16 protein-coding genes are annotated in these 22,264 nt (G+C 63.4%); 9 read left to right on the forward strand and 7 right to left on the reverse strand.

Annotated elements, in window-relative coordinates; all coding sequences use genetic code 11:
- Nucleotides 1-174: 174 nt before the first annotated feature.
- Nucleotides 175-1,464: an L-rhamnose catabolism isomerase gene (rhaI, locus tag NKI99_RS29315; RefSeq protein ID WP_128305239.1), complete on the reverse strand. Its 1,290-nt coding sequence runs from the start codon at nt 1,462-1,464 to the stop codon at nt 175-177.
- Between the two features lie 13 nt (nt 1,465-1,477).
- Nucleotides 1,478-3,580, reverse strand: coding sequence for a bifunctional rhamnulose-1-phosphate aldolase/short-chain dehydrogenase (locus NKI99_RS29320; protein WP_128305240.1), 2,103 nt, complete (start codon nt 3,578-3,580; stop codon nt 1,478-1,480).
- 184 nt (nt 3,581-3,764) lie between these two features.
- Between NKI99_RS29320 and NKI99_RS29325 the strand changes: the two genes are divergently transcribed.
- From NKI99_RS29325 to NKI99_RS29355, 7 genes are all read left to right on the forward strand, one after another.
- Nucleotides 3,765-4,574 carry a DeoR/GlpR family DNA-binding transcription regulator gene (locus tag NKI99_RS29325; RefSeq protein WP_023813909.1) on the forward strand — a complete coding sequence of 270 codons (810 nt, stop codon included), beginning with the start codon at nt 3,765-3,767 and terminating at the stop codon, nt 4,572-4,574.
- A gap of 55 nt (nt 4,575-4,629) precedes the next feature.
- Nucleotides 4,630-5,625 carry a rhamnose ABC transporter substrate-binding protein gene (gene rhaS / locus NKI99_RS29330; RefSeq protein ID WP_023813908.1) on the forward strand — a complete coding sequence of 332 codons (996 nt, stop codon included), beginning with the start codon at nt 4,630-4,632 and terminating at the stop codon, nt 5,623-5,625.
- A gap of 84 nt (nt 5,626-5,709) precedes the next feature.
- Nucleotides 5,710-7,251, forward strand: a complete 1,542-nt coding sequence (locus NKI99_RS29335) for a sugar ABC transporter ATP-binding protein (protein WP_128305242.1) — start codon at nt 5,710-5,712, stop codon at nt 7,249-7,251.
- Nucleotides 7,248-8,228 (forward strand): ABC transporter permease, encoded by a 981-nt coding sequence (locus NKI99_RS29340; RefSeq protein WP_023813906.1) that lies wholly within the window; start codon nt 7,248-7,250, stop codon nt 8,226-8,228. The genes NKI99_RS29335 and NKI99_RS29340 overlap by 4 nt, the downstream gene beginning before the upstream one ends.
- On the forward strand, nt 8,225-9,220 hold the full coding sequence (locus NKI99_RS29345) for an ABC transporter permease (RefSeq protein ID WP_023813905.1): 996 nt from the start codon (nt 8,225-8,227) through the stop codon (nt 9,218-9,220). Before NKI99_RS29340 ends, NKI99_RS29345 begins: the two co-directional genes overlap by 4 nt.
- On the forward strand, nt 9,220-9,537 hold the full coding sequence (rhaM, locus tag NKI99_RS29350) for an L-rhamnose mutarotase (protein WP_023813904.1): 318 nt from the start codon (nt 9,220-9,222) through the stop codon (nt 9,535-9,537). Before NKI99_RS29345 ends, rhaM begins: the two co-directional genes overlap by 1 nt.
- Complete coding sequence (locus NKI99_RS29355) at nt 9,534-10,910, forward strand: FGGY-family carbohydrate kinase (protein ID WP_352613060.1); 1,377 nt, start codon at nt 9,534-9,536, stop codon at nt 10,908-10,910. The genes rhaM and NKI99_RS29355 overlap by 4 nt, the downstream gene beginning before the upstream one ends.
- Here the strand turns inward: NKI99_RS29355 and NKI99_RS29360 are convergent, their stop codons facing one another.
- The 3 genes from NKI99_RS29360 to galE all read right to left on the reverse strand — a co-directional run bounded on the left by NKI99_RS29360 (nt 10,911) and on the right by galE (nt 15,091).
- The gene (locus tag NKI99_RS29360) at nt 10,911-12,737 is read right to left on the reverse strand and encodes an alanine racemase (protein WP_352613062.1); all 1,827 of its coding nucleotides are present in this window, start codon (nt 12,735-12,737) and stop codon (nt 10,911-10,913) included.
- Between the two features lie 2 nt (nt 12,738-12,739).
- The gene (locus tag NKI99_RS29365) at nt 12,740-13,990 is read right to left on the reverse strand and encodes a D-amino acid dehydrogenase (RefSeq protein WP_128362566.1); all 1,251 of its coding nucleotides are present in this window, start codon (nt 13,988-13,990) and stop codon (nt 12,740-12,742) included.
- Nucleotides 13,991-14,095: 105 nt separating this feature from the next.
- Nucleotides 14,096-15,091 (reverse strand): UDP-glucose 4-epimerase GalE, encoded by a 996-nt coding sequence (galE, locus tag NKI99_RS29370; protein ID WP_352613063.1) that lies wholly within the window; start codon nt 15,089-15,091, stop codon nt 14,096-14,098.
- A gap of 268 nt (nt 15,092-15,359) precedes the next feature.
- On the opposite strand from galE, the gene hemA reads away from it, so the two are divergent.
- Nucleotides 15,360-16,637: a 5-aminolevulinate synthase gene (gene hemA / locus NKI99_RS29375; protein WP_127297829.1), complete on the forward strand. Its 1,278-nt coding sequence runs from the start codon at nt 15,360-15,362 to the stop codon at nt 16,635-16,637.
- 73 nt (nt 16,638-16,710) lie between these two features.
- Here hemA and NKI99_RS29380 read toward each other — a convergent pair whose 3' ends face one another.
- Entirely contained in the window at nt 16,711-17,877 is a 1,167-nt protein-coding gene (locus tag NKI99_RS29380) for a pyridoxal phosphate-dependent aminotransferase (protein WP_352441466.1), read from the reverse strand.
- A 112-nt stretch (nt 17,878-17,989) separates the two neighbouring features.
- Nucleotides 17,990-18,412 (reverse strand): large conductance mechanosensitive channel protein MscL, encoded by a 423-nt coding sequence (gene mscL / locus NKI99_RS29385; RefSeq protein ID WP_023813897.1) that lies wholly within the window; start codon nt 18,410-18,412, stop codon nt 17,990-17,992.
- A gap of 264 nt (nt 18,413-18,676) precedes the next feature.
- Here mscL and NKI99_RS29390 point away from each other — a divergent pair, with 264 nt between their 5' ends.
- Complete coding sequence (locus tag NKI99_RS29390; protein ID WP_352613065.1) at nt 18,677-22,165, forward strand: PAS domain-containing hybrid sensor histidine kinase/response regulator; 3,489 nt, start codon at nt 18,677-18,679, stop codon at nt 22,163-22,165.
- Nucleotides 22,166-22,264: the final 99 nt, after the last annotated feature.

Genomic DNA, 22,264 nt, shown 5'->3' on the forward strand with positions numbered 1-22,264 from the left:
GAACTGACCGCTCGGCTTCGTCGTCATCGCAAGATCCCCGTTTCAAAAACAGGGAATCACATCCACACAATTTTGCAACAGGCCCCTTGCGGGGGAGATGTCCGGCAGGACAGAGGGGGGTGCTCAAGTGCTGTCCTCGCCTCTGTCGGATCGACGGAAACGTCGAATTATGGGCTACACAATGCCGCCAGAGCCGCCGGCGACCGCCGGGCGTTCGGCCGCGACTTTCGCCCGGTAGCCCGCCGCACGATACGCCGCGACCGGATCAATGGCGCCGCCGGTCTTCAGCCGCGCCATGGCGAGGATCGGCTCGACATCGGTGCGGTAGGCGGCTTTTAGCGTCTGCGTCGCCATCAGCGCGTCGTTCAAGTCCTGAAAACCTTCCAGCGCCTTGCGGTCGACGAGCAGCGCCTGCGCATAGGCGCGCTGCACCTCGACCGCCGACAGCATCAGGCTTTCGATCGGGTCGGTTACGTTGTGGCTCTGGTCGAGCATGTGCGCCGGGTCAAAACCCTCGGCGCCGGAAAGTTCTGCATCGACCAGTTCGTTGAAGACGAGGAACAGCCGGTAGGGATCGATCGAACCGGCATCGAGATCATCGTCGCCATATTTCGAGTCGTTGAAGTGGAAGCCGCCAAGCTTCTTGAACTGGATCAGCCGCGAGACGATCATCTCGATGTTGACGTTGGGGGCATGGTGGCCAAGGTCGACGAGACAGAACGCCTTGTCGCCCAATTCCCTGGCGATGATGTAGTTGGTGCCCCAGTCCTGCACGACGGTGGAATAGAAGGCCGGCTCGTACATCTTGTGCTCGGAAAACAGCTTCCAGCCGGCGGGCAGCCCGGCGTAAACCTCTTTCATGGCGTCGAGATAGCGCTCGAACGCCTTGGCGAAATTGACCTGGCCCGGGAAGTTCGAGCCGTCGCCGATCCACACCGTCAGCGCCTTGGAGCCAAGCGTCTCGCCGATCTCGATGCATTCGAGATTGTGCTCGACCGCTTGCCGCCGCGTGCCGGCATCGGCATGCGACAGCGAGCCGAATTTGTAGGAAAGCGCTTGGTCCTTTGCATCGGAAAAAGTGTTGGAATTCATGGCGTCGAAGCTGAGGCCAAAGCGCGAAGCCGCCTGCTTCAGCCGGTTCGGGTCGGCCTTGTCCCACGGAATGTGCAGGGAGACGGTCGGCGTCGCCTGCGTCAATTGCTGGATGACGGCGCAATCCTCGATCTTGTCGAAGATGTCGCGCGGCTCGCCGGCGCCGGGAAAGCGGGCAAAGCGCGTGCCGCCGGTGCCGACACCCCAGGACGGGATCGCCACCGCGAATTTCTCGACCTTGTCGCGGATGGCGTCGATGGCGATGCCGCGACGGTCGAGGCGTTCGCCGAGCGAGGCGTAGTCGCGTTCGAGGTCGGCCTTGCGCGCGGCATTGTCCTTGTCGACGGTATCGGCGGCGATGATCTGTTCCATCGTCCTCCTCCGCTCAGCGCGTGAACGACTGGGCGTTGCCCGCGTCGACATTGATGATGTTGCCGGTCGACTTGGCCGACATGTCGGACGCCAGGAAATAGATCGCTTCGGCGATGTCTTCCGGGAAGACCGAGCGCTTCAGCATCGAACGCGAGCGATAGTGCTCCTCCAGATCGTCGGTCGACATCTTGTAGGCGGCGGCGCGCTGTTCCTTCCACTCGCCGGTCCAGATCTTCGAGCCGCGAAGCACCGCGTCCGGGTTGACGACATTGACCCTGATCTGCGCCTCCGCGCCCTCCAGCGCCAGGCAGCGGGCGAGATGGATCTCGGCGGCCTTGGCGGTGCAATAGGCGGCGGCGTTGGGCGATGCGGCAAGGCCGTTCTTGGAGGCGACGAAGACGACATTACCGCCGATCTTCTGCGCGCGGAACAGCCGGAACGCTTCCCGCGAGACCAGGAAATAACCGGTCGACAATATGTCCATGTTCTTGTTCCACAGCGCCAGCGTCGTCTCCTCGATCGGCGCCGAGGAGGCCAGCCCTGCATTCGACACCAGAATGTCGATGCCGCCGAACTCGACCGCCGTCTCGGCAAAGCCCGAAATGACCTGGTCCTCCGAGGTGACGTTGATCAATACCGGGCGGACGAAATCCTTGCCGTAGACTTTCGCCAGTTCGTCATTGGCGCTGGCCAGCGCTGTCTCGTCGATGTCGGCCAGCACCACGCAGGCGCCTTCGCGCAGCAGGCGGTTGGCCGTGGCGCGGCCGATGCCGCCGGCGCCACCGGTGACCAGCGCGATCTGGCCGGCAAGCGACTTCGGCTTCGGCATACGCTGCAGCTTCAGATCCTCGAGCAGCCAGTATTCGATGTCGAAGGCTTCCTGTGCGGGCAGGCCGACATAGGACGATACGGTGGAGGCGCCGCGCATGACGTTGATGGCGTTGACGTAGAATTCGCCCGAAATGCGCGCCGTCGCCTTGTCGCCGGCGAAGGTGAACATGCCGACGCCGGGCATCAGGTAGACGACGGCATTGGGATCGCGGATGGCGGGCGAGTCCGCATGCTTGCAGCTGTCGTAGTAGGCCTGGTAGCCGACGCGATATTCGGCGATGTCGTCGGCAAGGCGCGCGATGACCGCATCGACATCGGGTTTTGCCGGATCGAACTCGATGACCAGCGGGCGGATCTTGGTGCGCAGGAAATGGTCGGGGCACGACGTGCCGAGTGCCGCCAGCGGGCGCAGATCCCTGGAGTTGACGAATTCGAGCACAGCAGTGGAATCGTCGAAATGGCCTGTTTTGTGGCTCTTTTCCGAAATCAGGCCGCGAATCCTCGGCATCAGCTTTGCGGCAATCGCACGGCGCTCAGTGGCGTCGAGCGACTTGACCGCTTCACCGCCGAGGATAGCGACACCCTCGGAGCGGCGCTCGAACCATTCGATCGCCTGGTTGATCACCGAGATCGTCGTCTCGTAGCATTCCCTGGGGGTGTCGCCCCAGGTGAACAGGCCGTGGCTTTCCAGGATAACGCCTTTGGCGGCAGGATGTTCGAGGCAGAATTTTTCCAGCCACAGGCCGAGTTCGAAGCCCGGGCGCTTCCACGGCAACCAGCCAATGGCGTCGCCGAAGATTTCTTTGGTCAGCGCCTTCGAATCCTTTGCCGCGGCAATGGCGATGATGGCATCGGGATGCATGTGGTCGACAAAAGGCTTCGGCACGTAGGCATGCAACGGCGTGTCGATAGAGGCCGCGCGCGGATTGAGGTTGAAGGTGCAGTGCGGCAGGAAGCCGACCATTTCATCTTCGTGCTCGACGCCGCGATAGAGGCCTTTGAGCGCGCGCAGCTTGTCCATGTAGAGCGTGGCGAAGCCATCCAGCTTGATCGAGGCGCTGTCGCCGCCCGACCCCTTGACCCACAGCACTTCGACATCCTCGCCGGTGAGCGGGTCTCTCTGCCAGATCTTCGAGGACGTGTTGCCGCCGCCATAGTTGGTGACGCGCTTGTCCGAGCCAAGTGTGTTCGAGCGGTAGACCAGAAGTTCCGGCCCGCTCATCGCGTGAGCCTTGGCCTCATCCCACAGATTGGCGAGGCGCGCGCCGGTGCGCTTGTCGAGCATAAGAAATCCTCCCGAAGGCACGCAAAAGGCGCGGCCATTTGGTTCGAATTTCCACGGAAGCAGCCGGCTTGTCAATCACAAACGATCAAGATCGATCATATTGCACTGCACAATGAAATTATATGATCGGAAATGATTGACACTGCGCGTTTTGGGTGCCTAGATGCTCTGGCAGGGAGGAACCATGCACGAAAAAGAGCGCCACAGGATCATTCTGTCCGCCGTCCAGGAAAAGCCTGTTGTGACGGTGCAAGAGATGGTCGACCTGACGGAGTCCTCCGAGGCGACGATCCGGCGCGATATCGCGGCTCTCCACGTCCAGAAGCGCCTGCGCCGCGTCCGCGGCGGCGCCGAGGCAATCTCGCCGCCGCAGTTCATCGGGCTGGCCGGCCGGCCCTTTTCCGTCAACGAAACGATCAACGCCTCGCAGAAGCGGGCAATCGCGCGTGAAGCGGTCGAACTGTGCAAGGACGGCGAACCGATCATCATCAATGGCGGCACCACCACCTTCCAGATGGTGCATTTCCTGACCGGCCGCCGGATGCCGATCTTCACCAACTCGTTTCCGATCGCCGAGCATCTGCTCAAGCACTCCAAGAACACGGTGATGCTGTCGGGCGGCACCATCTATCGCGAGCAGAACATCATCCTGTCTCCCTTCGACAATGACGTGACGCGCAATTTCTATGCGCGCCGCATGTTCATGGGCGCGCAGGGGCTGGGGCCGCTTGGCCTGATGGAAGGCGATCCGCTTTTGATCCAGGCGGAGCAGAAGCTGATCGACCAGGCCGACGAGTTGGTGGTGCTGGTCGATTCCTCAAAATTCCGCAAACGCTCCAGCCTGATCCTGTGCGGCCTGTCGCGCATCGCCACCGTCATCACCGATGACGGCATCGAGGATCGCGAAGCCAAGATGCTGGAAACCGCCGGCGTGACGCTGATCGTCGCCCGCACATCCGCAACCAACAAGGAAGAATCTTCACTGCAGGCCTGAGGCCAACTCGCGCTCGCAGCGGCGATGGAATGCAACGCTCAAGGGAGGAAATTCGATGAGCTTCTTGAAGAAATTGATGGTGACGGCTGCATTCTCAGCCGCCATGTTCGTGAATGCCGCCTATGCCGAGAACGTCAAGATCGCGTTGGTGGTGAAGTCGCTCGGCAACGGCTTCTTCGATGCCGCCAACAAGGGCGCCGAAGAGGCGGCCAAGGAACTCGGCGATGTCGACATCATCTACACCGGCCCGACCAAGGCGACCGCCGAAGCGCAGATCGAAGTGGTCAATTCGCTGATCGCGCAGAAGGTCAACGCCATCGCCATTTCGGCCAATGACGCCGACGCGCTGGTACCGGTGCTGAAGAAGGCCATGGAACGCGGCATCACCGTCATCTCCTGGGATTCGGGCGTCGCCAAGGAAGGCCGCCAGCTTCACCTCAACCCGTCCGACACCGGCCTGATCGGCGAGACCATCATCAAGCTTGCCGCCGATTACCTGCCGGAAGGCGGCGAAGTCGCCATCCTGTCGGCCTCCTCGACCGCGACCAACCAGAACGCCTGGATCGATGCGGCCAAGAAGATCCTGCCGGAGAAGTTCCCCAAGATCAAACTTGTCGCCACCGTCTATGGCGATGACGATTCGGCCAAGAGCACTGATGAGGCCAAGGGCCTGTTGAAGTCCTATCCGAACCTCAAGGCGATCATAGCGCCGACCACCGTCGGCGTCGTTGCCGCCGCCCAGGTCGTCACCGATGAGAACTTGATCGGCAAGGTCAATGTCACCGGCCTGGCGCTGCCGTCCGAGTTCAAGAAGTTTATCGACAACGGTTCCAGCCAGGCGGTTGCGCTGTGGAATCCGATCGACCTCGGCTACTCGGCCGTCTACCTCGCCCATGATCTGGCGGTGAAGAAGGAAGAGGCGAAGCCCGGCGCCACGCTGTCGATCGGCCGCGTCGGCAAGGTCACGCTCGACGACACCAACTCGGCTGCGATGGCTCCGCCGTTCCAGTTCGACAAGTCGAACATCGAGAAGTTCTCCAAGATTTATTGATCTGGAGCGCTCTCAAGCTGTCGCGGCGGAGCTCACGTCCCGCCGCGACTTTAAACGGACCTTGTTTCAGGGCTTGATACGACTATGGACACGACAGCCCAACCCGGCACGGTGAAGGAGCAGCCTCTAGCCTCGGCTCCACGCCTGACGCTGTCCGGCATCTCCAAGAGCTTTCCCGGCGTGCGCGCGCTGCACAATGTCAGCCTGTCGCTCTACCCCGGCCAGGTGACGGCGCTGATCGGCGAAAACGGCGCCGGCAAGTCGACGCTGGTCAAGATCATGACCGGCATCTACCAGCCCGACGAGGGTACCATCAGCATCGACGGCCAGGCAGTCACCCTGCCCAGCGCGCATGCCGCCTTCGGCTATGGCGTTACTGCCATCCATCAGGAAACCGTGCTGTTCGACGATTTGACGGTCGCCGAAAACATCTTTCTCGGCCACGCGCCGCGCACGCGTTTGCGCACCATCGACTGGCGCACGATGCGCAAAAATGCGCGCGAAGTGCTCGACACCATGCATGCCGGCCATATCGACGCCGATGCGCGCCTGAAGGACCTCGGCATCGCCAACAAGCATCTGGTCGCCGTCGCGCGCGCCATGTCGATCGACGCGCAGATCGTCATCATGGACGAGCCGACCGCCGCGCTTTCGATGAAGGAGATCGAGGAGCTCTTTTTGCTGATCGAGTTCCTCAAGAGCGACGGCAAGGCGATCCTGTTCATCAGCCACAAGTTCGACGAGATCTACCGTATCGCCGACCGCTACACGGTGTTCCGCGATGGCGAGATGGTCGGCGAAGGCCTGATCAAGGATGCCGGCCAGAGCCAGATCGTGCGCCTGATGGTTGGCCGCGCGGTCGATCACATCTTCCCGCAGCGCAAGGCCGAGATCGGCGCGCCGGTGCTCTCCGTTTCCGGCCTGTCGCATCCGACCGAATTCAACGATATCGGCTTCGAATTGCACAAGGGCGAGATCCTCGGCTTCTACGGCCTGGTCGGCGCCGGCCGCAGCGAGGTGATGCAGGCGATATCTGGCATCACCCGCACATCAGCCGGCACGATCACGCTGGAAGGCAAGACGCTCGCGCCGAAATCGGCTGCGGATTCGATCGATGCCGGCATCGTCTACGTGCCGGAGGAACGCGGCAAGCAAGGCGTGGTGATCGGCCTGCCGATCTTCCAGAACGTCTCGCTGCCTTCGCTCAAGCGCACATCCAAGTCAGGCCTGCTGCGGCTGTCGGAGGAGTTTTCGCTCGCCCGCTCCTACACCGAGCGGCTCGACCTCAGGGCCTCCTCGCTCAGCCAGGACGTCGGCACGCTGTCGGGCGGCAACCAGCAGAAGATCGTCATCGCCAAATGGCTGGCGACGTCGCCCAAGGTGATCATCCTCGACGAGCCGACCAAGGGCATCGACATCGGCTCGAAGGCCGCCGTGCACGGCTTCATGGCCGAGTTGGTGGCGCAAGGCCTGTCGGTGATCATGGTGTCATCCGAACTGCCCGAAATCCTCGGCATGTCCGACCGCGTCGTCGTCATGCGTGAAGGCCTTGTCGCGGCGGTCTACGACAACAAGGGGCTGGACGCCGAGACGCTGGTCAGGACGGCAGCGGGGATCGCGGCATGAGAGCTTTCTTGAAATACCGTGAAATCTGGCTGCTCGCGGCCATCGTCGTGCTGATCGGGCTGATCTCGACGCGCTTCCCGGCCTTTGCCGACCCCGGCAATCTGCGCCAGGTGTTCAACGACACCTCGATCCTGATGATCCTGGCGCTGGGCCAGATGGTGGTCATCCTGACCCGGTCGATCGATCTGTCGATGGCGTCCAATCTCTGCTTCACCGGCATGGTGGTGGCGATGCTGAACGCCGCGCATCCGGCAATCCCCATCCCGCTGCTGATCGTCATTGCGCTGGCCGTCGGCCTGGTGCTCGGCGCCATCAACGGCCTTTTGGTCTGGCGGCTGAACATCCCCTCGATCGTGGTGACTTTGGGCACGCTGACCATCTATCGCGGCGCCACCTTCGTGCTGTCCGGCGGTGCCTGGGTCAATGCCGACAAGATGAGCCCGGAATTCATCGGCTTTCAGCGCGCAGCCTTCATCGGCATTCCGGTGCTGTCGTGGATCGCCATCCTGGTCATCGCGCTGTTCTTCGTTTTGATGACGCGCACCGCGCTCGGCCGCTCGATCTACGCCATCGGGGTCAACCCGACGGCTTCCGTCTATGCCGGCATCGATGTCGGCCGCACGAAATTCATCGTCTTCTGCATCTCCGGCATGATCGGCGGCCTGTCAGGCTATCTCTGGATCTCGCGCTATGTGATTGCGTCGGTCGAGGTCGCCAACGGCTATGAGCTCAACATCATCGCCGCCTGCGTCATCGGCGGCATTTCCATCGCCGGCGGCATCGGTTCGGTCGGCGGCGCGGTGCTCGGTGCGCTGTTCCTCGGCATCATCTCCAACGCGCTGCCGGTCATCAACATCTCGCCCTTCTGGCAGATGGCGATTTCGGGCAGCGCCATCATTCTGGCCGTCGTGCTCAACGCGCGCGGCGAACGCCAGCAAGGCCGCATCATCCTGAGAAAGGTGGAGGCGGGGACATGACCGACATCCCTGCCCCGCGCCACATTCCCGACCGGCTCGACAAGCCGCTTCGTTCGGCGATCTTTTCCTGGGAAGCGCTGCTGGTCGTCGTGGCCGTCGCCATCTTCGCCATCAACAGCTTCGCCTCGCCCTATTTCCTCGATCCCTACTCGCTGTCCGATCTGACCTTCAATTTCACCGAGAAGGGCCTGATCGCCTTCGCCATGGCGTTGCTGATCATTTCGGGCGAGATCGACCTGTCGGTGGCCGCCATCATCGCGCTGGCGTCGACCATGATGGGCATGGCGGTGCAGGCCGGCGCCGGCACGCCGGTGCTGGTGGCGATCGGCATCGTCGTCGGGCTCGGCTGCGGCGCCTTCAACGGTCTGCTGGTGACAAGGCTCGGCCTGCCCTCCATCGTCGTCACCATCGGCACGATGAGCCTGTTTCGCGGCATCGCCTTCATCATCCTCGGCGACCAGGCCTACAAGGGCTATCCCTCAAACTTCGCCTTCTTCGGCCAGGGCTATGTCTGGTGGGTGGTGTCGTTCGAACTGGTGCTCTTCCTGATCGCGGCCGTCGTCTACTGGTTCCTTCTGCACCGCACGAGTTTCGGCCGCCGCGTCTTCGCCATCGGCAACAATCCGGTCGCTGCGCAATTTTCCGGCGTGCGCGTCGGCCGCACCAAGTTCATCCTGTTCTGCCTGACCGGGCTGATGTCGGGCATCGCCTCGGTGCTGATCACCTCCCGCCTCGGCTCGACACGGCCGTCGATCGCGCAAGGCTACGAGCTGGAAGTCATCACCATGGTGGTGCTCGGCGGCGTCAGCATCCTCGGTGGCGCCGGCAGCATTCTTGGCGTCGTGCTTGCAGCCTTCATCATGGGACTGGTGACCTTCGGGCTTGGCCTGCTCAACGTGCCCGGCATCGTCATGTCGATCTTCATCGGCCTGCTGCTGATCATCGTCATTGCCTTGCCGATCGTCTGGCGGCGACTCCGCGGAGGGCGTTGATGGCCGAAAAATACGCATTCAAGATGAAGCTCAAGCCCGGCATGAAGGCCGAGTACAAGAAGCGCCATGACGAAATCTGGCCGTCGCTGCTCGCGCTGCTGAAGCAGGCCGGCGTCTCCGACTATTCCATTCATCTCGATGAGGAGACCAATATCCTGTTCGGTGTGCTGTGGCGGCGAGACGACCACGGCATGGACGAATTGCCCAGGCATTCGGTGATGCAGCGCTGGTGGGCTGAAATGGCCGACATCATGGAAACCAGACCGGACAACGAGCCGGTGGCCGTGCCGCTGGAAACAATGTTCCACATGGCATGAGTGCTATGCGCCACATCGCCGTCATCGACATCGGCAAGACCAACGCCAAGGTGGCGCTGGTCGACCTCGCGACGTTGAGCGAGGTGGCGCTGCGCCGAATGGCCAATGCGCCGGTGCGACAGGCGCCCTACCCGCACCACGATGTCGAGGCCTTGTGGACATTCATCCTCGAAAGCCTTGCCGGCCTCAACCACGAACAGCGCATCGACGCCATTTCGATCACCACCCACGGCGCGACCGGCGTGCTGGTCGACGCGGCGGGTGAACTGGTGCTGCCTGTGCTCGACTATGAGTTCGATGGCCCTGACAGGCTGGCAGCGGATTATGAAGCGATCCGCCCGCTCTTTTCCGAGACCGGCACGCCGCGCCTGCCGCTCGGCCTCAATCTCGGTGCGCAATTCTTCTGGCAGCAGAAAAGCTTCCCGGCCGAATTCGCCAGGGCCGCCGCGATGCTGATGTACCCGCAATACTGGGCGTTGCGCCTGACCGGCATCGCCGCCAACGAAGTTACCTCGCTCGGCTGCCACACCGACCTGTGGAACCCGTGGACAGCGGATTTTTCATCGTTGGTCGACAGGCTGGAGTGGCGGAGCCTGATGGCGCCGGTGCGGCCGGCCAGCGACCGCCTCGGCCCGATCCTGCCCATCGTTGCGATGCGAACCGGACTCAGTGCGCAAACGCCGGTGTTCTGCGCCCTGCATGATTCCAACGCCTCGCTGCTGCCGCATCTGCTGTCCGACAAACCGCCTTTCTCCGTCGTCTCGACCGGCACCTGGGTGGTGTCGATGGCGGTCGGCGGCAAACAGATTGCGCTGGATGCCACGCGCGACACGCTGGTCAATGTCAACGCACTCGGCAATCCCGTTCCCTCTGCGCGCTTCATGGGCGGCCGCGAGTTTTCCGTGCTGACCAAGGACCAGCCGGAGCAGTGGACCGAGAATGATGTCCGCGCCGTGCTGGTGCGAAAGACGCTGCTGCTGCCGTCGACCCAGCAAGGGTCGGGGCCGTTCCCGCATCATGCCGCAACATGGCTCAATGCCGACGGCATCAACAAGGGCCAGCGCTTTGCCGCCATCTCGTTCTATCTGGCTTTGATGACGGCGACCTGCCTCGACCTGATCGGCGCCGACGGCCCGACCACGGTCGAGGGCCCCTTTGCCCGCAACCGGCTGTTTGTCGGTATGCTGGCCGCGGCTACTGCTCGCAACGTCGTGGCCTCGGAGGCCGCTACCGGCACCAGCATCGGCGCGGCGCTGCTGGCATCCGATCAGCCGGCGACGCACGGCAAGGGCGAAAGAATAGAACCGCCTGTAGACCCGGCCTGGGTTGATTATGCCAGCGCATGGCGCGCGGCAGTGGACGTGCAGGGCTGATCAAAGAATCCGCTTGCCGAAAGCAGACATGACGAAGTTGACCGCGTCGGTGCCGATCCGCGGCTCCAGATCCGCCGTCAGGCCCGACACATCCATCGACAGCAGCCCGCCGGAGAGTGCGATCGCCTCCATCGCCTGATGCGTCTCGCGCACGGTCAGCCCGCCGGAGCCTGCTGCCCAGCCGGCGAATTCGGTTGCGGTGGGCGAGTAACTGACATGAAAGCCTTGCGTGCCTGAGGTGGCGATGCGGATCGCTTCATGCATCAGGTCGCGCATGCCCATGGCGTCGATGTCGGTCATGGTGAAAGCCGACACCCGCGAATCCTTCAGCACCCGCGCTTCGGCCGGATCGGCGTGACGCAAGCCGACGATGACGACATTTTCCGGCGACAGCTGCGGCTGCAGCGCACCCGCCTTGTGGTCGAGGCCGAGAGTGCGCGCCAGCACCGAGCCTTCCGGGAGGTCGATGCCGTCCTCGTCCTCGGGCATCAGGGCGGCGATCGAATCGATCCAGATCAGGCCGAAGGAATGTGTCGCGCGCGCCGTCGCGGTCAGCGCCTTGTGGGCGATGCGCCGGTCGGCGCCTGCGATGAGGCGGACCAGCCCCGATGGCGGCCTCTCGACATCGGCGAGTTCCACCACGTCGAAGTTCATCGCTTCCAGCCGCGCGCCGGTGCCTTCCCGAGCCAGGATGCCGGCAGCTCCCTGCCCGGCCGTGATCTGCACCATCTTGCGACCGGAAAAATCCTCGACGTCGTGCATCGGGGCCTTCTCGACATATTCCGAAGTCATTGCCAAAAGCATGGCGCCATAGCTCATGCGGAAGGCGACGCGGTCGCCGACGGAGGGCCTTGGATCGGCATCGGCGACGTCGAGCAGCAGATGATCGCTGGAGGCGCCGAGCACCCGTATCCCCCTGGCGATCGGCGTCAGCCCCTCGACCAGCACGTCCTCGCGGCCGATATTGGCGATGGCGCGCAGCCTGTCGCCCTCGTCGGGGAAGACCGGCTGGTTGCCGAAGGCGTCGTAGCCCGATTGGCCGATCGGCCGTGACGGCTTGAGCTTGACCTCGATGATGTCGCTTGTCAGCCGGCAGGCATCGGGTTCGAGCTCCGCCCACGGCGTGTCGCGGAAGGTCTCGACGCCGCCCTGCAGGATCGCCTCGCCGACCCGCAGATTGTTGATGCCGGCCGGCAGCCTGCCTTCGAGCAGCAGTGGTAGCGACGACGAGGCGCCGCCGGAAATCCAGTCGAGGCTTTTGCCGGACAAGCGCTCGGTCTTGTAGGCATGGGCGACGAGCTGCCCAAGGTTTTCCGGCGTCGGCATGATGGCGCCGAAGCAGCCGAGATTGGTGCCGATGCCGGCAATGCGCACGCCCTTGAACTCCTGGATCTGTTCGACCGTCGGAATAAGGTCGTTCGGCCAGATGCCTTCGCGGAGATCGCCGAGATCGATCATCAGCATGATGTCGTGGACGCGGCCCATGCGCTCGGCGATGCGCGAAATCTCGCGAATGGTGCTCAATTCCGACTGCAGGCTGATGTCGACGGTGCGCACCACCTCCTCGACACGCGCCATCGGCGGACTGCGCAACAGCATGATCGGCGCGTTGATGCCGCTGTCGCGCAGCCGGCGGATGTTCTCGAAGCGCGATTCGGCGATGCCGGCGACACCGCCGCGCAGCATGGCGCGCGCCACTTGCGGCATGCCGCACGTGCCCTTGGTGACGCCGAACACCTTGATGCCCGAGAGCGCGCAGCGCTCGACGATGGTGCGCGCGTTGCGCTCGATGCGGCCCAGGTCGATAGCGACTTGCGGTCCCGACATCACTAGCCCCCGTAGACCAGCCCCTGCGGGTCGATCTCCGGCTTGCGGCCGGAAACGAGGTCGGCAAGGAATTTGCCGGAGCCGCAGGCCATGGTCCAGCCGACATGGCCGTGGCCGGTGTCGAGATAGAGGTTCTTGTAGCGCGCCTGGCCGATGACCGGCACCGAGTTGGGCATCATCGGCCGCAGGCCCGCCCAGAACACAGCCTTCTTCTCGTCGAAGGCACCTGGGAAAAGATCCTTGCCGGTGCTGATGATCGTCTTGAAATCGGCGGGCTTGAAAGTTCGATCGAAGCCGGTGAATTCAGCCGTCGAGGACATCCGCAAGCGGTTGCCCAGCCTGGAATAGCCGATCAGCCGGTCCTCGTCGGCGCCGCCCATGGTCGGTCCCTTGCTTTCGTCCTCCAAGGGAATCGTCGCGGTATAGCCTTTTACCGGATAGACAGGCAGGTCGATGCCATAGCGGCGCCCGAGCAGGCCGCTCTCCGGTCCCATCGAGATGACCACGGCATCGCCGGCGACCGGGCCGGCCGACGTCATCACCGCGCGCACATGATCGCCCTCGATGTCGAGGCCTTCGACTGTCGTTCCGAACAGGAATTTGACGCCGAGCTTCTCGGCAGCATAGGCGGCCAGCCTGTCGACAAACTGCTTGGAATCTCCGGTCTGGTCGGTTGGCGAATAGACGCCACCGGCAATCTTGTCCTTGACGCCGGCAAGGCCTGGTTCCAGCTCGACCAGCCGGTCGCGGCCGACGATTTCGATCGGCAGGCCGTGCTTGGCAAGATAACGGTAATTGTCGGTACCGGTGTCGAGGCTCTTTTGCGAGCGGAAGAAATAGAGAATGCCCTTCTTGCGCTCGTCGTAGTGGATGCCGGTGGCTTCCGAAAGCGCATTGATGCAGTCGCGCGAATAGAGCGCGAGCCTGAGCTTGATGTCGGTGTTGGCGCGCAGGCGCGCCACCGTGCACTGGCGCAGGAAACGCAGGCTCCAAGCGAGGAAATAGGGATCGAGGCGCAGCCTGACCTTGATGCCGAGATCATGGTTGTAGAGCCCGCGCAGGAAGGTCTTCAAAGCCGCCGGCGAGGCCCAGGCGGTAGCGTCACCCGGTGACACCAGGCCGGCGTTGGACTGGCTGGTGCCTTGTGCCGCCGCCGGATGGCGCTCGATCACCGTCACCTCATGGCCGTCGCTGGCCAGATAATAGGCGGCCGCCGTACCGACGACACCGGCCCCGAGCACCGTTATTTTCATGCCATCCCCCAAGAGCTCCTCGCGGTGCGGCGCCTCCGCGCCTTGCCGCGAATGCCTTCAATAGCGCTTCACTGCCCGCCTTGCGAGCCCTTGGGAGGACCCGGTTCAGCCGCGCGCGGAGTTCTTGCCGGTCAGAATGCGCTCCCAGGCGAGCGCGTCGGCGACGATCTGGTCGAGATCGTCGCGTTGCGGGGTCCAGCCGAGCTCGGCGCGGGCGAGATCCGAATTGGCAACCACCGCCGCGGCATCGCCGGGACGGCGATCGCCCATCTTCACCTCGAAATTATGGCCGAAGGCGCGGCGCACGCTGTCGATGACCTCGAGCACCGAATAGCCATGGCTGTAGCCGCAATTGGCGACGAGGCTGGTGCCCCCGGCGCGCAACCGTTGCAGGGCCAGGCGATGCGCCGCCGCCAGGTCGCTGACATGGATGTAGTCGCGCATGCAGGTGCCGTCCGGCGTCGGATAATCGGTGCCGAACACCTGCATGAACGGCCGCTTGCCGAGTGCCGTCTCGCAGGCAACCTTGATCAGATGGGTGGCGCCCGGCGTCGACTGGCCGGTGCGGCCCTTCGGGTCGGCGCCGGCGACGTTGAAGTAGCGCAGCGCGGTATAGCGCAGGCCATGCGCGATCGACGCGTCGCGCAGCATCCACTCACTCATCAGCTTGGACAGGCCATAGGGCGATTCCGGTGCCAGGCGGGCGTCCTCGCGCACCGGCTCCAGGCCGGCTCCGCCATAGACGGCGGCGGTCGAGGAAAAGATGAAATTGGGCACGCCTTCGCGCACCGCGGTTTCGATCAGCGTGCGCGTCTTCGAGGTGTTGTTCTCATAGTAGCTGAGCGGGTCGGCGACCGATTCCGGAACCACGATCGAGCCGGCGAAATGAATGATCGCGTCGACCTTGTTCTCCCTGATGACCCCGCCGACCAATTCCCTGTCGGCAACATCACCGACAACCAGCCTTGCCTCGGGCGCCACCGCCCATTCGAAACCGGTGGAAAGACGGTCGAGAACGACCACGCTTTCGCCGGCATCCAGCAGCTCCCAGACCATATGGCTGCCGATGTAACCGGCGCCGCCTGTAACCAAAACCGTCATCCGCGTCCTCGCTTATCCAAGATTTATCGGAAACTGTCTCAACCCCCGCTCTACTGGAAAGCCCGCCGTATGACCATTGGAACCCGTGGTAACCGGCCTCGCCGGCCAGTGGCATTGTCCTGAAACAAAGTTGATCCACATCAAGGGAATAGGCCACGATCCGTGGTCGTTAGGAACAGGTCCGGGGCGTGGCATTTTGACCAAAAAGGCCAGGTGGACGACCAACAGGCCAATGATTATGATCCCGCGCAAAAATTGGGAAGTCGACATGAACTATCAGCGGTTCTTCGAGGAAGCGATCGACCAGCTCCATGCCGAGCGTCGCTACCGCGTTTTCGCCGACCTGGAGCGGATCGCGGGCAAGTTCCCGCGCGCCATCTGGCGTTCCAATGGCCGCGCCGAGGAAATCACCGTCTGGTGCTCCAACGACTATCTCGGCATGGGCCAGCATCCCGACGTCATCGCCGCTTTCCAGAACACGGCAGGCAAGATGGGTTCGGGCGCCGGCGGCACCCGGAACATTTCCGGCACCTCGAACCCGCTGGTCGAGCTCGAGGTGGAGCTTGCCGACCTGCACGACAAGGAAGCGGCACTGGTCTTCACCTCCGGTTTCGTCTCCAACGAAGCCTCGATCTCGACCATCGCGAAGCTTTTGCCCAACTGCCTGATCATCTCGGACGAATTGAACCACGCCTCGATGATCGAAGGCGTGCGGCGTTCCGGCGCCGAGAAGAAGATCTTCCGCCACAACGACGTGGCGCATCTGGAAAGCCTTTTGCAGGCGGCGGGGCGCGAACGCGCCAAGCTGATCGTCTTCGAAAGCGTCTATTCGATGGATGGCGACATCGCGCCGATCAGAGAGATCGTCGAACTCGCCGAGCGCTACAACGCCATGACCTATATCGACGAGGTCCATGCCGTCGGCATGTACGGGCCGCGCGGCGGCGGCATCACCGAGCGCGAAGGCCTGGCCGACCGCATCGACATCATCGAAGGCACGCTGGCCAAGGCATTCGGCACGCTGGGCGGCTACATCACCGGCACCAGCGCCGTGATCGACGCTGTGCGTTCCTATGCGCCAGGCTTCATCTTCACCACGGCACTGCCGCCGGCGATCGCGGCTGCCGCGACCGCGTCGATCCGCCATCTCAAGCGCTCGCAGGCCGAGCGCGACGCCCAGCAGCAGCAGGCGAGCCGAACCAAGCAGATCCTGTCGGCCGCCGGCCTGCCGGTGATGGACTCGCCGACCCACATCGTGCCGCTGCTGGTCGGCGATCCCGAGGCCTGCAAGATGGCCAGCGACCGCCTGCTCGGCGTGCACGGCATCTACATCCAGCCGATCAACTACCCGACCGTGCCGCGCGGCACCGAGCGGCTGCGCATCACGCCGACGCCGTTCCATTCCGATGCGCTGATCGCCGAATTGCAGGATGCGCTGGTCGAGACCTGGGATGCGCTCGGCATCCCCTATGGTTCAGCCGGGCGGCCTTCGGTGGCCAAGAGCGACCGCATCATTCCCCTGCTGGTGCCCAAGTCGGGCGGCTGAAGCCGTTTGAAACTCTGCTCCGGCGGCTATCTGGCTCGCCGGAGCGATTTTCAATCCGCGCTTCGTCGGCGGCTCAAATAGCCTTCATCCAATTTGCCAGCCGGTGCGCCGCTTCCTCGATCTGGTCGAGGCGGCGGTGGAAACACAACCGCAAAAACGCCTCGCCGCCGGGGCCGAAAGCGGTGCCTGGCGCCAGGCCGACATTGGCCTTGTCGACAATGTCGAAGGCAGCGGTGCGTGAATCGGTGATGCCGTCGACAGTGAAAAACAGATAGAACGCGCCCTGCGGCACGGTGAACCGAGCACGATCCGTGGCACCGAGGATGCCGCAGACAAGGTCACGCGCCTTGCGCGCCCGCTCCACCTGTTCGGCAACGAAGGCATCGCCCCCGTCAAGGGCGGCGGCCGCGCCGCGCTGCATGAACTGGGCGACGCCGGAGTTCGAATACTGGATCAGGTTCTCGAACACCTGCTGCAAGCTCGGATGCGTCTTGATCCAGCCGACGCGCCAGCCGGTCATCGCCCAGTTCTTGGAGAAGGAATTGACGTACAGGATGCGGTCTTCCGCCGACGCGATGTCGAGGAAGGACGGCGCGCGGCCGTGGCCATAGTGGAAAAGCGAATAGATCTCGTCGGCGATGATCCAGAGGTTTTTCGCGCGCGCTAGATCGAGGATGGCCTGCAAGGTCTCATGATCGGCGGTCCAGCCGGTCGGATTCGACGGCGTGTTGATGAACAGCGCCTTTGTGCGCGGCGTGATCGAAGCCGCGATCTTCTCGACGTCGCAGGACCAGCCATTGCCGGAATGATCGAGCGTGACCGCGACTGGAATGGCTCCCGCTATCGCTGCCGCGGCATCGAAATTCGGCCAGGCCGGCGACAGATAAACCACCTCGTCGCCCACGCCGGCGAGCGCGTCGAGCGCCAGCTGGATGGCATGCATGCCGGAGCCGGTGACGATGAATTCTTCCTCCGGGAAGGTCTTGCCGAAATGCCTGGCATAGTAGCGGGAGAGCGCCTGCCTGAGATCGGGGATGCCCCTTTGCCAGGTGTAGAATGTCTCGCCGCCGGCCATCGCCTTCGACGCGGCATCGGTGATGAAGGCTGGCGTCGGCAGGTCGCCCTCGCCGGCCCAGAGCGGAATCATGCCTTCGCGCAGGCGGCCGTAATTGACGACGGCGACAATGCCGCTTTCGGGTGCCGCACGGGCCTCAGGGCGCAAGCTGTCGATCAGGGTCATTGGCGGGTCCGTTTTGGTCTGCGGTTTTCGTCAGCGGTCCATACCAGATGCGAAAACAGAAAACCCCGGCCGCGAACGACCGGGGTTTTGGTCCAGCAAATGCCAGCCGCGGTCAGCGCCTGGCGAGCAGATCGCGAATTTCGGTGAGCAGAGCGACATCGGCGGGCGGCGGAGCGGCCGGAGCAGCGGGCTTCTCGCGCTCAAGCCGCCTGCGCATGTTGTTCACCGCCTTGACCATCAGGAAGATGATGAACGCGAGAATGAGGAAGTTCAGCGCCACGGTGATGAAGCTGCCATAGGCAAAGACCGCGCCCTGCTTCTTGGCATCGGCCAGCGAGGTCGCGTTGACGGCTGAGGACAATCCGAAGAAATAGTTGTTGAAGTCCAATCCGCCGAAAATCGCACCGACGATCGGCATGATGATGTCGTTGACAAGGGAATCGACGATCTTGCCGAAGGCCGCGCCGATGATGACGCCGACCGCAAGGTCCATCACATTGCCCTTGGAAATGAATTCCTGGAATTCTTTCAGCATTCGACCCTCCTTGTCGTGACTGGCCAAGCTGCCGTTTCCGTCCTTGCGGCATCGACCTGAGGCAACATAACAAAAACCTCCGGTTGCAACATCGATAAAAGGGAGAAAACAACCGCTTTCTTCTTACCTGACGGCACCTTGCTTGTACTGTCTGAATATCGCGGTCGCGATCATGCTTCCAAAGCCGCAATGGACTCGGACGCCAAGCTGTGATTGCGTCCGGGCAAGCCGGATAGAAAGACGGCAGAGGAGGAAAGTCCAAGCGTGCAGGGCTTGTTCATCGTCATCATCGCGATCGCCTATGTGACGCTGCTGTTTGCCATCGCCAGCATCGGCGACCGCCGCTCGGCCATCTCCGAGCCGAGCCGGGGGCGGCCTTTCATCTACGCGCTTAGCCTCGCGATCTACTGTACGTCCTGGACTTTCTTCGGCTCGGTCGGTCTTTCTTCCGAACGCGGCCTCGAATTCCTCGGCATCTATACGGGCCCGGTGCTCGTCTTCGTGTTCGGCTTCCCGCTGCTCAACCGCATCGTGCGGCTGGCCAAGACCGAGAAGATCACCTCGATCGCGGATTTCCTCGGCGCGCGCTACGGCAAGAGTTTCACCGTCGCGGCGATCGCCACGCTGATCGCCACCATCGGCGCGGTGCCCTATATCGCACTGCAGTTGAAGGCGATCTCCGGTTCGGTCAGCCTGATGGTCGAGCACTATACGGGATCGCCGCCTTCGTTCGATCCCTTCGTCAGCGACATCTCTCTGGTCGTCGCCATGCTCCTGGCGCTGTTCGCGGTGCTGTTTGGAACCCGTCACGCCGACGCCACCGAACACCAGGATGGGCTGGTGCTGGCGGTGGCGGTCGAAACCGTCGTCAAGCTCGCCGCCTTCCTGGCGATCGGCCTGATGGTCACCTTCCTGATCTTCGGCGGCCCGGGCGACATGTTCGACAAGCTCGCTGAGAACGCCCAGGTCCGACAGGCGATGAGCTACAACACCTCGCTCGCCACCTGGCTGGTGCTGACTTGCCTGAGCGGCTTTGCCATCATCATGCTGCCGCGGCAGTTCTACGTCACCATTGTCGAGAACCGTGGCGAGGCCGAATTGCGCACCGCGACATGGGTGTTTCCGCTCTACCTCGTGGCGATCAACCTGTTCGTGCTGCCGATCGCCTTCGCCGGTCTTTCGCTGGTCGGCACCGGAACCAGCAGCGATCTCTACGTGCTGTCGCTGCCCCTGTTCAGCGGTCATGATGTGCTGGCGATGGCGGCTTTCATCGGCGGCCTGTCGGCGGCGACGGCGATGGTGATCGTCGAAAGCGTGGCGCTGTCGATCATGATCTCCAACGACCTCGTCATTCCATTGTTCGTGCGCCGCCTGCTCAAGACCTCGACTTCCGAGACCGAGGACTGGTCGACGCTGATCCTCAATGTGCGGCGCGGGGCGATTTTCATCCTCTTGTTCATCGCCTTCCTCTATTATCGCGAGAGCACCGATAGCGCGCGGCTGTCGTCGATCGGCCTGATGTCGTTCGCGGCCATCGCGCAGTTCGCGCCCGCCCTGATCGGCGGGCTGATCTGGCGCGGCGCCAATGGCCGGGGTGCGGCACTTGGCATGGTCGCCGGCATCCTCGTCTGGGGCTACACGCTGCTGTTTCCATCGCTTGCCGCCCCTGATACCGGCATCATCGTGCACGGGCTGTTCGGCTTCGAGGCGCTGCGGCCGCAGGCATTGTTCGGCACCGTCGCCGAACCGCTGAACCACGGCGTGCTGTGGAGCCTGTCGCTCAACGCGGTGTTCTTCGTGCTCGGCTCGCTGTCGCGCGCATCGGTGCCGCTGGAACGCATCCAGGCGTCGATCTTCGTGCCGCGCGATGCCGGCCCGATGCCAAGCCTGCGCCGCTTCCGCACCGCCATCACCGTCAACGACCTGAAGGACACGATCGGGCGCTATCTCGGCGTCGAGCGCACCGAGCGCTCTTTCCAGTCGTTCGAAAAGACCAACGGAGCCTCGCTGCACGGCAACGAGCAGGCGAGCATGGACGTCATCCGCTTCTCCGAGCAATTGCTCGCCAGCGCCGTCGGTTCCTCCTCGGCGCGGCTGATCCTGTCGCTGCTGTTTCGGCGCCACGACCGCGAATCCAGGGATGCTTTCCGCTTGCTCGACGACGCCACCGAGGCGCTGCAGCACAACCGCGACCTGTTGCAGATCGCGCTCGACCAGATGGAACAGGGCATCACCGTCTTCGATCGCGATTTCCGCCTGATCTGCTGGAACCGCCAATACCGGGCGCTGTTCGACCTGCCCGACGAGATGGGCCAGGTCGGCGTCTCGCTCGACCGCATCCTGCGCCATCTCGCCGAACGCGGCGACATCCCCGCCGATCAGCGTGTGGCCATGCTCAACCGGCTGACCAGTTTCGTCAGCCCATGGCAGATGGAGCTGAAAACCTCGGGCCGCATCCTGGAACTGCGCTCCAACCCGATGCCGGACGGCGGCATCGTCGCCACCTATGCCGACATTTCCGGGCGCGTGGAACAGGATCTGGCGCTGAAGCGTGCCAATGAATCGCTGGAACAGCGCGTCAAGACCCGCACCATCGAACTGACCCGGGTCAATGAGGAGCTGGCGCAGGCGCAGATGCTGGCCGAGGAGGCCAATCTCGGCAAGACGCGCTTCCTCGCCGCCGCCGGCCACGACATCCTGCAGCCGCTGAACGCCGCCCGGCTCTATTGCTCCTCGCTGATCGAGAAGGCCGGCAAGGGGCCTGCCGGCAAGGCGGCCGTCAACATCGAATCCTCGCTGGAATCGGTCGAGACGATTCTCGGCGCCGTGCTCGACATCTCCCGCCTCGATGCCGGCGCAATGAAGCCGGACGATACCGCCTTCAACCTCGACGGATTGCTGCGCCAGATCGGCAACGACTTCCGGCCGCTCGCCGCCGAAAAGAAGCTGGAGCTGACCATCATGCCGTCATCGCTGACAGTGACGACGGACCGCAATCTGCTGCGCCGCCTGATCCAGAATCTCGTCTCCAACGCCATCAAATACACGCGCCACGGCCGCGTGCTGGTTGGCGTCAGGCGGCGCGGCGAACTGGCCGAGATCCAGGTGATCGACACCGGCATCGGCATCGCCGGCGACAAGCTGAACACCGTCTTTCGCGAATTCACCCGGCTCGACGAGGGCGCGCGCGAGGCCGAAGGCCTCGGTCTCGGCCTCTCCATCGTCGACCGCATCGCCCGGGTGCTGCGCCTGGAGATCCGGATCTTTTCCACCCCTGGCAAGGGCACGCGCTTCTCCGTCATCCTGCCCGTGGCGGCCGTGCAGGAGCCGCGGCGCGAGATCGAAACCAGGGCTCCTGCCCGCGCGACGGCTTCGCTGGCCGGGCTGCACGTGCTGTGCATCGACAACGACGCCCGCATCCTCGAAGGCATGCGGCTCCTGCTCGAAGGCTGGGGTTGCAACGTCGACACCGTGGCCGGTTCAAAGGATCTGGAGACCGCGAAGATACACCGCCCGGACATCGTTCTTGCCGACTACCATCTCGACGGCGAAACCGGTCTCGAACTCGTCGTCAGGCTGCGCGCGATCCATGGCGACAACCTGCCGGCCGTGCTGGTCACAGCCGACCGCTCCAACGAGGTGCGCACGGCCGCCGGCGGGCTCGAGATTGCGGTGATCAACAAACCGCTCAAACCAGCGGTACTGCGCTCGATGATGGCCAGGGTCAGGCCGCTGGCACCGGCGGCCGAATAGCATCAAAGGCGCCCGGTCTCAGCCCTGGTGTCCGAGGGTGGCGTCCTAGAGCATTTCACCGTTTCACGGAAACGGCGTTCTGCTCTAACTCTTTGTTTT

The sequence above is a fragment of the Mesorhizobium sp. M0239 genome, from assembly GCF_040321815.1.
GTDB lineage: Bacteria > Pseudomonadota > Alphaproteobacteria > Rhizobiales > Rhizobiaceae > Mesorhizobium.

Coding starts and splice junctions, on each gene's coding strand:
- rhaI (WP_128305239.1), bottom strand. CDS start 1,464: ATGGAACAGATCATCGCCGCCGATACCGTCGACAAGGACAATGCCGCG.
- NKI99_RS29320 (WP_128305240.1), bottom strand. CDS start 3,580: ATGCTCGACAAGCGCACCGGCGCGCGCCTCGCCAATCTGTGGGATGAG.
- NKI99_RS29325 (WP_023813909.1), top strand. CDS start 3,765: ATGCACGAAAAAGAGCGCCACAGGATCATTCTGTCCGCCGTCCAGGAA.
- rhaS (WP_023813908.1), top strand. CDS start 4,630: ATGAGCTTCTTGAAGAAATTGATGGTGACGGCTGCATTCTCAGCCGCC.
- NKI99_RS29335 (WP_128305242.1), top strand. CDS start 5,710: ATGGACACGACAGCCCAACCCGGCACGGTGAAGGAGCAGCCTCTAGCC.
- NKI99_RS29340 (WP_023813906.1), top strand. CDS start 7,248: ATGAGAGCTTTCTTGAAATACCGTGAAATCTGGCTGCTCGCGGCCATC.
- NKI99_RS29345 (WP_023813905.1), top strand. CDS start 8,225: ATGACCGACATCCCTGCCCCGCGCCACATTCCCGACCGGCTCGACAAG.
- rhaM (WP_023813904.1), top strand. CDS start 9,220: ATGGCCGAAAAATACGCATTCAAGATGAAGCTCAAGCCCGGCATGAAG.
- NKI99_RS29355 (WP_352613060.1), top strand. CDS start 9,534: ATGAGTGCTATGCGCCACATCGCCGTCATCGACATCGGCAAGACCAAC.
- NKI99_RS29360 (WP_352613062.1), bottom strand. CDS start 12,737: ATGTCGGGACCGCAAGTCGCTATCGACCTGGGCCGCATCGAGCGCAAC.
- NKI99_RS29365 (WP_128362566.1), bottom strand. CDS start 13,990: ATGAAAATAACGGTGCTCGGGGCCGGTGTCGTCGGTACGGCGGCCGCC.
- galE (WP_352613063.1), bottom strand. CDS start 15,091: ATGACGGTTTTGGTTACAGGCGGCGCCGGTTACATCGGCAGCCATATG.
- hemA (WP_127297829.1), top strand. CDS start 15,360: ATGAACTATCAGCGGTTCTTCGAGGAAGCGATCGACCAGCTCCATGCC.
- NKI99_RS29380 (WP_352441466.1), bottom strand. CDS start 17,877: ATGACCCTGATCGACAGCTTGCGCCCTGAGGCCCGTGCGGCACCCGAA.
- mscL (WP_023813897.1), bottom strand. CDS start 18,412: ATGCTGAAAGAATTCCAGGAATTCATTTCCAAGGGCAATGTGATGGAC.